This window comes from Bacillus cereus group sp. MYBK245-2, assembly GCF_051916145.1.
GTDB classification, from domain to species: Bacteria; Bacillota; Bacilli; order Bacillales; family Bacillaceae_G; genus Bacillus_A; species Bacillus_A pacificus.
This window is the reverse complement of the sequence record NZ_JBQAGB010000005.1, coordinates 158,763-171,717: the sequence shown is the minus strand read 5'-3', so window position 1 is coordinate 171,717 and position 12,955 is coordinate 158,763. Positions and strand designations below refer to the sequence as shown.

Genomic DNA, 12,955 nt, shown 5'->3' with positions numbered 1-12,955 from the left:
CTTCCCCCTTAATAGTATAAAAGGCAGGTCTCTTTGCAAGACCCGCCGTACATATTATTTAGAAAAACAACCACGTTGACGCATGAGTTCTCTATATAAATCTTTATTTTTTTCAAATGCCGCTCTTCCGTGCATCCAAAACAAATTGTTTAAAAGAACTAAATCTCCTACTGGTAATTTTAATGCATGTGTTGCTGGTGAGTTTTCAACTGAATAAGATAAGTCTTTTAAATAGTTCGCTTGTTCAATATTATCTGGATAAGCGAACTGATCAATAAAGCAAATGCACGGTGCGTTATTTATATCAAAGAATGTTTCACGATAGACGATTTCTTGCGAGTTTTTACTTGGTGGTGCTTTATACGTAATTTTAACAGATGCAAGCGAATGGTCTCTAAACTTCTGAAGATCTTCCCAATCGTCTAAATGTAGTAAACGTGATTCCCCGCCTACTGCATTTTTCTCTTCAATTTTCATCATAAGAAGCCAATCGGTCGGCTCATCAACGAATGTTCCGTCTGTATGAAGTGTAAATAATCGGTACGCTTGGCGAAGATAGGAATCACTACTATCCGTATCTTTCACATTAAATCTAGCATAATATGTTCCTGTCATCGCATCAAAGTTTGGCGTTCCAATTAAATGTGTTAATGCGGTCGCAAACTTCACGTAGTCTGCTGGATCTACCGTTTCGCCTTGTACCCCAATTGTAAATCCGCCCGTTTCACGGTCATGAATAATGCCACGAATGTTATCCATAAACGATTGCCCAAAAATCTTTCTCATGCTATCCGCAAGATTAAACCGAGAATACGGAATGTATTGTAGTGACTGCTCAGAGTGCTCTTTTACCTCTTCAAAAAATTGCTTAAGCAACTGCTGATTTAATACGATATGATATAAACGTTTATGCTCTGGATGAGGAACAATTTCATATCCCTCATATTTTTTTACAAACTTCATCTTCGCAATTTGTTCTGTAATCATCGACATTTCAATTCCTCCCTAAATGAAATATGAAGAACGTATTGACGCTTTTTACAGACAGTTATCCTTATCTTCTGTATGCTGAGATCCGGTCTTACTGCCCTAACAGCAAAAAACCAGTCATACGCATCCACGACATAACAATCGCAGATACATACAACTGGCTCATAATTACGAGTGTTCTTTAATCTCTTAAAGTACAATAATAATAGACAGTTCATATGAAAATATTTGTAAAACAGGTAAGCAAGATCGAATTTAGAGAAGGCTAATTTCTCGAATGGATCTTATTAATTAAATAATAATTCAAAATATTCTAACTGTCAATTCGTTTTTTATTATTTTCTCTACATACTTTACACATTTTACAAATCTCTTTACTTTCTGTACATCCTCTTTTTTTCGTCTCTTGCTTTACAACCTGCACTTCATTTAATTTTTTCATATTCCTTGCCTCCTCAATATAAAAAGCCAGTTGTATCCCTTTAAGAGAAATACAACTGGCTCTCGTTTATGTTTCGATAAACTAGACAGTTATTTTATAAATTTGTTTCCTCATACTCTTCCGCAGGCTTTTCATCGTTCAAATAACTTACATATTGGCGATGCAAATCTTTTACTGCACTAACAATCGCATTTTGCGCTTTTCCTTGATAATGATCTGTAATATCTTGCACGATTTCTTCAATACCATCTCGCAAACTATGTCCTCTCAAAATTTGAGCGACGAAATCTCTACCGTGCTCTGTCGCAAGCGTACATGATGCTTCAATAATGACATGATATTTATGATCTGCCTCAATCGTAATTGTTAATGTTTCATACATACTGCGAACAGCCATCCCTTTTGGAAGTCTCGAATGCCCTGCCATAAAAAATGTCCCTTTCCGCATATTTCATCCCCCGTTACTATGTTTTTTTAGTATTTATACTTGATCTACGTATACTGTCTTTATTCTCGTGTAAAATTCTTTCGCTGCTTTTCCTTGTTCACGCGGTCCAGCACTAGAGTTTTTCATTCCGCCAAACGGAACTTGTGGCTCTGCTCCTGCCGTTTCTGAATTCACATGAACCATTCCAACTTCCATATCATCAATAAATCGTTGCGACAAACTTAAATTATTCGTACAAATCGATGCACTGAGTCCGTATTCTGTATCGTTCGCTAAAGAAACCGCTTCTTCATAACTATTCACCTTAAATAAACATATAACCGGACCGAAAATTTCTTCTTTCGCAATACGTGCACCCCCGTCTACATTTTCAAAAATAGTTGGTAACACGTAACAACCATTTTGTAATTCAGTTTCATCTGGTATGCTGCCTCCATACAGTAAAGAAGCTTCTAATTTCCCTACTTCAATCATCGATAACACAGATTGCTGTTGTCCCTTTGAAACGCATGGTCCCATAAATGTATCAGGATCTAACGGATTCCCAACTGTAAGAGCTTCTGTACGCTGCAACAGTCGATCCTTGAACACTTCATAAATATCTTCTTCCACTATTACTCTACTTGTTGCAGTACATTTTTGCCCTGTTGACATAAACGCACCTTTTATCGCAATAGTGACCGCCTTTTCAATATCGGCATCTTTTAATACAACTAACGGATTTTTCCCACCCATTTCTAGTTGTACTTTCTTCCTCGTTTCAACGGCTGCTTTTTGAATGATATTTCCAACGTGATTCGAACCGGTAAAAGAAACCGCTTGTATATCTGGATTTCCTGTTAATTCTGCTCCAACTTCAGAGCCTTTTCCGAATACGCAATTAACAACACCAGCTGGAATACCAGCCTCATGAAAAGCATTTACAAGATGGTACACCGATTTCGGCGTCACTTCAGCTGGCTTAATAACAATCGTATTTCCGTAAATAAGTGCCGGAGCCATTTTCCACGCTGGAATCGCAATCGGGAAATTCCACGGCGTAATTAATCCGACCGGCCCTACGGCTACACGTTTACTGTAAATCATTGTACTTTCATTAGCAGACGGGATAATCTCTCCGATTGGTTGATTTGCTTCTCCTGCATAATATTCAAGAATGCTAATCGCCCGCTTCGTCTCTCCTATCCCTTCTGCAATCGTCTTTCCTTCTTCATTCGTTACATCCTGACCGATTTCATTTACCTTTTCTTTTAAAATAGCGGCTGCTTTCCATAAATAACTTGCTCTCTCTTGAAACGATAACTTTTGCCACGTATGAAAAGCTTCTTTCGCTGATGCGATTGCGACTCTTGTATCTTCTGCTGAACTAAACGGAAACTCACCTAATACTTCTCCGTTATGCGGATTATAGTTTTTTACATATGCATTCGTGGAAGGTTCTTTCCATTCACCATTTATATAATTGAAATACTTCATTCCCCTGCCCCCGCCGTTTTTATTTTGATAGTTTTGCAATTGCTGCTTCTAAAATAGTAAGTCCCTCTTCAAGCTGTTCATCCGTTATAACGAGAGGTGGTAAGAAGCGAAGTACGTTACTATAAATACCTGCGCTTATCGTAATAACCCCTTTACTATGCGTTTCTTTCATAATCGCTTTCACTTCTTCTGACGCTGGCTCTTTCGTCCCTTTATCTTTTACAAGCTCAATGGCAGTCATAGCGCCAAGGCCTCTCACATCGCCAACTATTTCGTATTTTTCTTTCCAGCTATGAAACACTGTCATCATACGCTCACCAATTTCTACAGCACGATTTACTAAATTCTCTTCTTCAATTACATCTAAAACAGCTAGCGCAGCCGCACAAGCAGCGGGGCTTCCTGAGAAAGTACCACCTAATTGACCCGGTCCAGGTGCATCCATCAAGTCCGCTCTTCCCGTTACTGCGCTAAGCGGCATACCAGCAGCAATTGATTTTGAGAAAGTCATTAAATCAGGTGCTACGCCGAAATGATCCATTGCAAACAAGCTACCTGTACGAGCAAAACCAGTTTGAATTTCATCCGCAATCATAATAATTCCATACTTATCACAAATATTTCGGACACCTTGTATAAACGTAGTCGTCGGAACAATAAACCCGCCTTCCCCTTGAAGCGGTTCCAAAATAATCGCAGCGATATTATCACTTGCCACTTCCTCTAACATGAAGCGTTCGAAATATGCCAAAATTTGCGCGTCTACTTCTTCTTGCGATAGTCCTTCTTCCGTGCGGTAATAGTACGGATAAGGTAATTTGTATACTTCTGATGCAAACGGACCAAATCCATGCTTGTACGGTTTCACCTTACTTGTCAGTGACATCGTTAACAGTGTACGCCCGTGATATGCACGCTCAAATGAAACAACGGCACTTCTTCCTGTCGCTTTTCTAGCAATCTTCACCGCATTTTCTACCGCTTCCGCACCGCTATTCGCAAACATCGTTTTTTTCTTACAATCACCTGGCGTTAACTCATTCAGCCTTTCCGCAAGTGTAATATAACTTTCATAAGGTGCTACGTGAAAACAACTATGAATAGAAGATTCTACTTGATCTTGAATTGCCTTTACGACTTTCGGATGACAATGCCCAACGTTTTGCATACCAATTCCACCCGCAAAATCAATTAATTCATTACCATCTACATCCGTAATAATCGCGCCTTTCGCTGATTGCACATACAACTCTGTAATATTGTAAGGTCCTTCTGGCACCGCATTCTTTCTTCTTTCATGTAATATGCTAGATTTTGTAGTTATAATATCCTTCTTCTCTTTCAACATGGTCTATACCCCTTTTCTTATTCTTTCTCTAAGCTAACTTCCGAATCTTTTATCATCGTAAAATCATTCAACTTTTGCTTATCTAACTTTCTAACTCGTAAAAAATAACTAATTATTACTAGGATCGTAGCTAATAATGTCATGTAAAACTGCATACGCATATCTGCTATAAATGCTTGTGAAACAAATATCGTAATAATCATTAAAAGCGTTGCATATGTGAGATAAGGGAATAACCACATTTTCACTTTCAGCTTCCCAGCCCCTTCACGCTCCCTCTCTCGTCTTAACTGGACATGCGAAACAGCAACGAACATATACATCAGCATCGTTACCCCGCCTGAACTATTCGCTAAAAATGCAAACAGTTTATCAGGAGATATAAATTTCAACATCGCGCAAATAAAGGCAAATACGATACTCGCATAGATCGCGATAACCGGCGTCCCTCTACTATTTAACTTTGCAAAAGCAGACGGAGCATCGCCTTTTTTCGCAAGTGAAAATAACATGCGGGAACTTGTGTAAATCCCTGAGTTCATAACAGAAAGTAGTGATAAAAATACAACACCATTCATAATTTCTGCGGCTGCAGGTACTCCTGCCATATTAAATAAACTTGCATATGGAAGTTTTAATAATTCCTTATCCGTCCACGGAATGAACATAACTAAAACCGTTACTGACCCGACGAAGAAAAGCATAAGACGCCATACTACACTATTAATAGCTCGTATAACATTCTTCTCTGGATTTTCCGATTCTCCGGCTGCAATCGCTGCAACTTCACTCCCTGATAACGAGAATGAAATAAACACAACGCTCAGTAAAACAGGGACAATTCCATTTGGGAAGAAACCACCGTTTTCTGTAATAATAGAAAGACTCGGTCTATCCACCCCTGGAACGAGACCAAAGAACATCGAAACGCCTAAAATTAAAAACGAAACAATCGCCACCACTTTAATAAACGCTAACCAATATTCAAACTCACCGTACAATTTTACGGAATACACATTTGTCATCGTCATTAAAAGGACCATTCCTAAACTCGCGACCCATGCAGGCACAGAGGGAAACCAATTATTGATCATTACGCCTAAAAGCACCGCTTCAATTGCGATAATAATGACCCAGTTAAACCAATATAACCATCCAATCGTATATCCTGCCCACGGTCCAATTGCTTTGTTCGCATACGTTGCAAAAGAACCACTATCGGGATTTTCCGCTGCCATCTCTCCTAGCATCCGCATCACGAGCACAACCATTAAAGCTCCGATAATGTAAGACAAAATTGCGGCTGGCCCTGACGATTGAATAATTGTTCCACTTCCTACAAACAAACCTCCCCCGATAACCCCGCCAATTGAAATCATCGTTATATGCCGTGTTTTTAAATCTTTCTGTAACTCTTTTTTCTCTTTAGCCAAACAATTCACCAGCCCCTCCATTAGCATGAACGTGCGCTACATCAAATTGATAACGCTTTCTCCTAATCCCCTCCTACTTTAAATAAAAAATAAAAAGAGCCAGAAAAACAACGCATTTAGTTGCATTGAATTTTACTGCCCCTATCCTTATGGCTCGTCCTCCTGCTAAGGAAGTTCAAGTGGAAAGAAGTTCCGCTATTTTCTTTTCAAAACATATATCCGGGCTTGCAGAGAGGCTAATCACTGTCATCCGATAATAAGTTAATCATAATACAAGTAGACAGAATATTCAATAATCATTTCCCGCAAATTTCATGAATAAAAAAGAAAATTCTCTCCCCCCACCACATATACTGTTCAAAAGCAAAAAGGAAGTGATCCAATGTATTACGGAACAAAAGGCTGGTACGTAGCCGAACTAAAGAAATTAGGCGTGCGTTATCATGAAGGACGCAAACTAGAAAGTTACCGTGGACACATCTTGCGCAATTTACTACTTGCACAACAAGAGAAATTAAAAGAACAGTAATATACTAATGTAACGATATCGACGATTCTCGGAATATATCAGCGATTCCACACAATATATCGGCGATTTTTTAAATTTATCGACGATTCGACATAGAATATCGACTTACCGACAAATTTCGCCAAATTCCTCCTCCATTCCACCAACCAATCACACATCAAACCACCATAAAAAAGGTCACCCAAACGGGTGACCTTTCTTCCTTATTCACAAACAAGAATTTGTCTAGAAAATGTTCCTTTTTTTGTAGTGCAACGATCTATAATTTCAAATCCTGCTTCATGAATCATATCGTCCATTGTTTCCATTGTGACAACGACTACCTTTTTAGCAATGCGGCGTGCGCTTGAAAGAATGGAGAGCTGATTTTCTGGTGTTGCGTGCGTAAATAAGTCATATGGCATGTCGATAATTGCGACGTCATAGTTCTCCGTAATCTCCTCGATCGGACCTTTCGTTATCGTCCCATCGAATCCGAAGTGCGCAATATTTTCTCTCGCTCCAATCGCAACGAGCGGGCTTATATCTCTACCAACGATGTTAATTCCCATCGAAAGAGCTTCTACTACAACCGTTCCAATGCCGCAGCACGGATCAATCGCTCTTACTCCCTCTGGATTTGGCACCGCAATATTTGCAACGGATCTTGCAACGCGTGTGCTAAGAGATGTCGAATAGCTACGTGGTTTTTTTATATGATGGTACCAAACTGGTTTACTCTCTACATAATGTCCAAAATACCAACGTCCGCCTAATGGAACAATACCAAAAGTACGCTCTGGATTGCGCACATCTGCTTCCGCATCAATACAATCCCCAATACGTCGTTCAATGATACGTCTTTCCGCATACTCTATTTTATTTTCTCCCTCAAGATCATTGATTTTCACGAAGATAACTTTAAACGTCATTTCTCCTAATTCAATTTCCTTTACTTGTTCCAAAATACTTTCTAAGTCGTCTCCTTCATACATAACCTCAACGCGTTCTTTCATAAAAGGACTTCTACTCGGGTCAATTTTGACATCACTTTTCAAAATATTAACGTGGGACTCCATTCCAAAGAACGAGCGCATTTCCAAGTAACATAAAGCACGCTCCTCCTCACGAAATGCATACGTATATATACATGCAGGTGTTTTCCTATGATTATTCAATCTATGATCATCCTCTATATCGTTATAATTACAATACTTTTTTGTATAAAATTAAATGATATCACATGCCTGAAATAAAGAGAAACGTTAATAAATAAAAGAGACTGCCTATTGGCAATCTCTTTTAATGTATTAACGGAAAGAAGATACGTTATTACCCTTTGCTTCGTAATAATCTAAAATACCTTGATAAATCGCTTCTGCTGCAGCTTGTCTCTGTTTTGGTGTAGCAATTTTATCTGCATCACTTTTATTATCTACAAATGCTAATTCTGTTAATACAGCTGGCATTGTATTTTCTCTAGTTACGTATAAGTCCTGATGTTTTATACCACGATCTTTTGTTCCAAGTGCTGCTACAAGACGATCTTGAATTTTTTGTGCTAATAACATACTGTCTTCTACATGCGGATTCGTTACTTTTGCTCTTGCTGACTGATAATATAACGTTTCTGTACCTTGTCCATTTTTATATTCAGAGCCATTAGCATGAATACTTACAAAAATATCTCCATTATGTTCCTGTGCAAACTCTACACGTTTCTTTAATGAATCAGGACCACTTGTTCCTGGACGTGTATCATTTGTACGAGTGAACATAACAGTAAATGGTGCCCTTTGCTCAAATATTTTCTTTAATCGTAATGATACATCTAATACAGTTTCACTTTCTTTCTCATAATAACCAACATTACCCGAGTCAATTCCACCGTGACCTGGATCAATAATAATTGCTTTACCTTCTAAGAAGTTCTCTTGTTTTACTGGGTTTAATTGATTTTTATCAACCCATTGGAAACCAGCGCCTACGCGGATACGAATCCAGCTTCCACTCTCTTCCATAACCGTTACTGTTTGTGCATTATATGTACCTAGCACTTTAGAACTATGTGAAGCTGTTTCATAAGTAGTAAATCCTTCATTAATCGTTTCTGTTTTTTCTGTTAGAGGTGTCCATTTCTCACCTTTACTTGTTACAATTTTTAACCAGCCGTCTGCTCTTTGTTCTTTCACTACAACCATTTGTGGCTTATGCTGAACATCAGTAATACCAGATGATAATGATGGTTGATGATATGTAATAAAGTTTCTGTTCATATACATTCTTTTTGATGTATCTGTTTTATTTTGATCAGCCATCGCAATAAACTGAGCTGCTTCTGCACGAGTTACAGTTCCTTCAGGCTCCCAGCCATTTCCCGTACCTTTAGAAATCTCTAAAGCTACTAAAATATTAGCTTGTTTCTTACCCCAATGAGTTTCCAAATCTTTAAACTGTGTTGGAAGTTCTCCAATAATTTTCTTATCTAATGAGTATGCTTGTACTAACATAGATGCCATAGATGCACGGTTAATTTGGCTTGATGGATTGAATTTACCAGTACCATCCCCATTAATTACACCTGCTTTTTCCACTGCAGCAATGTACGGAGCTGCCCAATGGTTTTGTGCATCTTTAAAAGATGGCTTTGCTTTTGGATCAATTGGTAAACCAAGAACGACTGCTAAAATTTTTGCAGCTGACCCTCTATCTACTGCTTCAGATGGAGAAAACGTTCCATCTGGCTTTCCATCAAGCGCCTTTTTTCCTACTAAATAATCAACTGATTCTTGCGCCCATGAAGGAACATCCGAAAACTTCTTCGCTGCTGCGAAACTACTTACTGGAGACGATAATAAACTTGCGGCTAAAATACCTGCCGCGACTGCACGATACTTCATAAAAAATAATACTCCTCTCGACAATCATCTTTTTATAACGCGTAATCTTAATATATAAATCTCAAAAAATCCAAACAAAAAAAATTAGTGCGCCTCTATTATTTTATAATACTCGAATTATGTAGTAAACCTACTTTCTTAATATTGTAAAACAAATTACAATTAACTTACTTTTTGTTAAATAAAGTCGATTTCTCTGCAAATAAAAAATAGGCTACTAGAGGTAGCCTATTTCTTTTCTTATTCTGCAATCATCTCTGATAATACATATGCATAAACAAGTGCTTCTGTATGAGCAATCGAACTTTCATGTGTACGCTCAAATGCATGAGAAGAATCAATACCTGCTCCAATTAATGCATGCTTCACATCAAATCCAGCGCGAATCGCAGCTGATGCATCCGATCCATAGTACGGATAAATATCTACTTTATATTCAATATTGTTCGTTTTCGCAAGCTCTACTAAATGTTTACGTAGTGCATAATGATACGGACCACTAGAGTCTTTTGCACAAATAGATACTGTATACTCGTCAGATGCTTGTCCATCACCTAGCGCTCCCATATCAACCGCTAAATATTCAACTGTTTCTTCTGGAATGTTAGAGTTACCACCGTATCCAATCTCTTCATTGTTAGAAATTAAGAAATGAGTTGTATATGGTAATGTTACGTTTTCATCTTGTAATCTCTTAATTAATTTTAATAGAATTGCAACACTTACTTTGTCATCTAAATGACGTGATTTTATGTATCCACTCTCTGTAATTTGAACGCGTGGATCAAATGAAACGAAGTCTCCTACTTCAATTCCTAATTCACGTACTGCATCAGCTGAAAATACGCGCTCATCGATACGAACCTCAATATTTTTCTCATCGCGTTTCGCTTCACCTGCATCTTTATATACATGTACAGATGTTTGATGCATTAAAATCGTTCCTGTATACGTCTTGCCACTTGATGTTTCAATTTCGCAATATTCCCCTTCTACAGAGTTCCAGCGAAATCCGCCAATCATAGAAAGACTGAGACGACCATCTGGCTTAATTTCTTTCACCATCGCACCTAACGTATCAACGTGTGCTGTTAATAAGCGATGCTGTGCATCATTTTTCCCTTTTACCGTTAAAATAAGAGCACCTTTATTGTTACGCTTCGTTTCTACATTCCACTCACTTACATAGTTTTCAATAAAACGAATAATTTTATCTGTATTTCCAGATGGACTTGGAATAGAGACAAGCTCCTTAATCAATTCCATCGTTTCTTTCGCATAATGTGCCATTGTCGTTTCCTCCTCATTTTTCCTATTATTTAGTATACCGAATTTACTATAAATCCTCTACTCATATAGCTTAATTTTCTAAATTATAGTAAAATTCACTTTAGTATATAAAAGGAGTTATACAATATGAATATATCAAAAAAATATGTACACATTGCACTCATTTGGTTTCTAGCATCATTACTTTGTTTACAAGTTTCTTATGCAGTTCATACTACTACTTCTATTACAATTGGCTGGGTATTAACAGCTATCTTCTTCATTATTAGCTTAATCGCAACAAAAAAGCATAGCGTTCGTTAATGAGTAACGCTATGCTTTCCCTACAAATCTATTCTTCTGAAACATCCAACAAGTAAATACCTCTTTCAAACCCACCGCGCTCTATCTCTTTCTGCTTACGAAGACGTTCTACATCTTCAATTGTTGCACCTTCTGCACGCGCTAATGATATGATTACTTCCAGTGCATCCGCAAGAGAATCAAGCGCATGTTCACGCTCTTTCATAGAAGCAAATTCACGAATTTCTTCTGTTCCAATTTTCGCCAAAGCTTGTATGTATGCTTGTCCTGTTAATTTTTGTGCTGTATATGTTTTTCCAGACATTAAAATCTTCTCTGGAACACGATCTCTTACTAACTTGTTATATGCTGACATCATTCATCCTCCTATGTTTAATAGCAGCCGAGCTCTGCCTTATAAAGTGAAACTTTAATCAGTGGGGGTTTTGTTCATCCCCCACTGATTATTAGTTGAACCAATCGGGCTTTTACGGGCAGTTGATCCCCAACCTAACTTCTTTGCTTCCGCTGAATTTTGAGGTGGGGGTCTTACTGCCCGTTAATGCGGGATAAAATAACCACTCTTTTTTCACACAAGCACTTAACATATCAATTCCTGATCCGTGCGCCCTTACTGCCGGAAAGAAATAATGCTCTGGTTCTTCTTTCTTCTCTCCATATAAGGTTTGGTACTCATCAGGAATCGCTTCTTTTTTCACATCCCGTTCTTTCTCCACTTCACCTGAGAAAGCAGCAATTGGATGCCCTTCAAAAAATAGTGCAGTCCGTACCGCAAGAGATGGTGTACTATGCAAAGCATAATATGTAAGTAAAATAATAACGATAATACCAATAACTTTCTTCATATATTACTCCTAAAAAAAAGTGCTAACACAATTATACTAAAATGTGTTAGCACTTTCTCCCCTTTATCCTAAATTAACCGGCAGTAAAACTGCCACTACACTTTATTCTCCTTTAAATGCCGGTAAACGTTTTTCTAAAAATGCAGCGATGCCCTCTTTATGATCTGCTGTTTGTCTCATCGCATATTGACCGCGTTTTTCAAGCTGCAGCGTTTGTTCTAAATTGGAGCGATTTACTTCACATAAAATTTGCTTCGTTTGAATCATCGCTTTGATTGGCTTTTGTGACCATTCACTAATTTTTTGCTTCACAGCCGTTTGGAAATCTTCGCCGATTACTTCATCAATTAAACCGATATCAAGCGCTTCGCTCGCCGATAATTTCTTTCCTTCCCAAATAATTTGCTTCGTCATATTTTCACCAACGCGCTTCTGAAGGAAGAAATGGCCGCCACCATCTGGAATTAAAGCGATTCCAATAAAGTTCATCGCAATAATTGATGATATATCTGCCATCACATAGTCAGCTGTTAGTGCAATACTTAATCCAAGACCAGCAGTTGGTCCATGAATAGCACTAATAACAAGCTTCGGCATCGTATATAAAGTCACAACGACTTCAGAAATAGTATTCATAATACCATCAAACTTGCTTTCATCATTACTTGAAAGCATCGATTTAATATCTCCACCCGCAGAAAAACCACGGCCGTTCCCGCATAACACAACAATGTGTGCAGAACTCTCCGCTACTTCTTTCAGTTTTTGTAATAACTCTTTTAACGTTGGTTCATCTAATGCATTTAACACCTCTGGGCGATTGACCATAACCGTTGCAACGTGCCCTTCATATTTCACAATGACAGATTCTGTTTTACTTGTTACTTCCATTATATATACCCCTCTTTTCTACACAAAGATTATACTTATATAATTATAGAAAGGATGTGAAAAACCCTTCTTTTTTCTTAA

Annotated in this window: 12 protein-coding genes and 2 pseudogenes; 2 read left to right on the top strand and 12 right to left on the bottom strand. The window is 38.0% G+C overall.

Annotated features, from left to right (window positions below; all coding sequences use genetic code 11):
* Positions 1 to 54: 54 nt before the first annotated feature.
* From glaH to ACTFRN_RS11385, 6 genes are all read right to left on the bottom strand, one after another.
* Positions 55 to 993: a glutarate dioxygenase GlaH gene (gene glaH / locus ACTFRN_RS11410; protein ID WP_088106502.1), complete on the bottom strand. Its 939-nt coding sequence runs from the start codon at positions 991 to 993 to the stop codon at positions 55 to 57.
* Positions 994 to 1,303: 310 nt separating this feature from the next.
* Positions 1,304 to 1,432: a hypothetical protein gene (locus ACTFRN_RS11405; protein WP_255846590.1), complete on the bottom strand. Its 129-nt coding sequence runs from the start codon at positions 1,430 to 1,432 to the stop codon at positions 1,304 to 1,306.
* A 94-nt stretch (positions 1,433 to 1,526) separates the two neighbouring features.
* On the bottom strand, positions 1,527 to 1,880 hold the full coding sequence (locus tag ACTFRN_RS11400) for a DUF3870 domain-containing protein (RefSeq protein ID WP_088106503.1): 354 nt from the start codon (positions 1,878 to 1,880) through the stop codon (positions 1,527 to 1,529).
* 33 nt (positions 1,881 to 1,913) lie between these two features.
* The gene (locus ACTFRN_RS11395; protein WP_088106504.1) at positions 1,914 to 3,356 is read right to left on the bottom strand and encodes an aldehyde dehydrogenase family protein; all 1,443 of its coding nucleotides are present in this window, start codon (positions 3,354 to 3,356) and stop codon (positions 1,914 to 1,916) included.
* A 19-nt stretch (positions 3,357 to 3,375) separates the two neighbouring features.
* Positions 3,376 to 4,704 carry a 4-aminobutyrate--2-oxoglutarate transaminase gene (gene gabT / locus ACTFRN_RS11390; protein WP_088106505.1) on the bottom strand — a complete coding sequence of 443 codons (1,329 nt, stop codon included), beginning with the start codon at positions 4,702 to 4,704 and terminating at the stop codon, positions 3,376 to 3,378.
* A 17-nt stretch (positions 4,705 to 4,721) separates the two neighbouring features.
* Positions 4,722 to 6,146 carry an amino acid permease gene (locus ACTFRN_RS11385; protein WP_088106506.1) on the bottom strand — a complete coding sequence of 475 codons (1,425 nt, stop codon included), beginning with the start codon at positions 6,144 to 6,146 and terminating at the stop codon, positions 4,722 to 4,724.
* A 319-nt stretch (positions 6,147 to 6,465) separates the two neighbouring features.
* On the opposite strand from ACTFRN_RS11385, the pseudogene ACTFRN_RS11380 reads away from it, so the two are divergent.
* A pseudogene (locus tag ACTFRN_RS11380) lies at positions 6,466 to 6,666 on the top strand (YflJ family protein); the annotation flags it as partial.
* 203 nt (positions 6,667 to 6,869) lie between these two features.
* On the opposite strand, the gene ACTFRN_RS11375 reads toward ACTFRN_RS11380, so the two are convergent.
* The 3 genes from ACTFRN_RS11375 to ACTFRN_RS11365 form a co-directional block, all read right to left on the bottom strand.
* Positions 6,870 to 7,823 (bottom strand): TRM11 family SAM-dependent methyltransferase, encoded by a 954-nt coding sequence (locus ACTFRN_RS11375; protein ID WP_001059298.1) that lies wholly within the window; start codon positions 7,821 to 7,823, stop codon positions 6,870 to 6,872.
* 132 nt (positions 7,824 to 7,955) lie between these two features.
* Positions 7,956 to 9,545, bottom strand: a complete 1,590-nt coding sequence (locus ACTFRN_RS11370) for an N-acetylmuramoyl-L-alanine amidase (protein WP_000877251.1) — start codon at positions 9,543 to 9,545, stop codon at positions 7,956 to 7,958.
* Positions 9,546 to 9,785: 240 nt separating this feature from the next.
* Complete coding sequence (locus ACTFRN_RS11365) at positions 9,786 to 10,835, bottom strand: M42 family metallopeptidase (protein ID WP_000951653.1); 1,050 nt, start codon at positions 10,833 to 10,835, stop codon at positions 9,786 to 9,788.
* A gap of 126 nt (positions 10,836 to 10,961) precedes the next feature.
* On the opposite strand from ACTFRN_RS11365, the gene ACTFRN_RS11360 reads away from it, so the two are divergent.
* Positions 10,962 to 11,138, top strand: a complete 177-nt coding sequence (locus ACTFRN_RS11360) for a hypothetical protein (protein WP_001027096.1) — start codon at positions 10,962 to 10,964, stop codon at positions 11,136 to 11,138.
* Between the two features lie 28 nt (positions 11,139 to 11,166).
* On the opposite strand, the gene ACTFRN_RS11355 is transcribed toward ACTFRN_RS11360, so the two are convergent.
* The 3 genes and pseudogenes from ACTFRN_RS11355 to ACTFRN_RS11345 form a co-directional block, all read right to left on the bottom strand.
* The gene (locus ACTFRN_RS11355) at positions 11,167 to 11,493 is read right to left on the bottom strand and encodes a nucleoside triphosphate pyrophosphohydrolase (RefSeq protein WP_001277353.1); all 327 of its coding nucleotides are present in this window, start codon (positions 11,491 to 11,493) and stop codon (positions 11,167 to 11,169) included.
* Between the two features lie 178 nt (positions 11,494 to 11,671).
* Positions 11,672 to 11,983: pseudogene (locus ACTFRN_RS11350) on the bottom strand (hypothetical protein); the annotation flags it as partial.
* A 102-nt stretch (positions 11,984 to 12,085) separates the two neighbouring features.
* A complete protein-coding gene (locus ACTFRN_RS11345) occupies positions 12,086 to 12,874 on the bottom strand; it encodes an enoyl-CoA hydratase (protein ID WP_000454170.1) in 789 nt (262 codons plus the stop codon).
* Positions 12,875 to 12,955 lie beyond the last annotated feature (81 nt).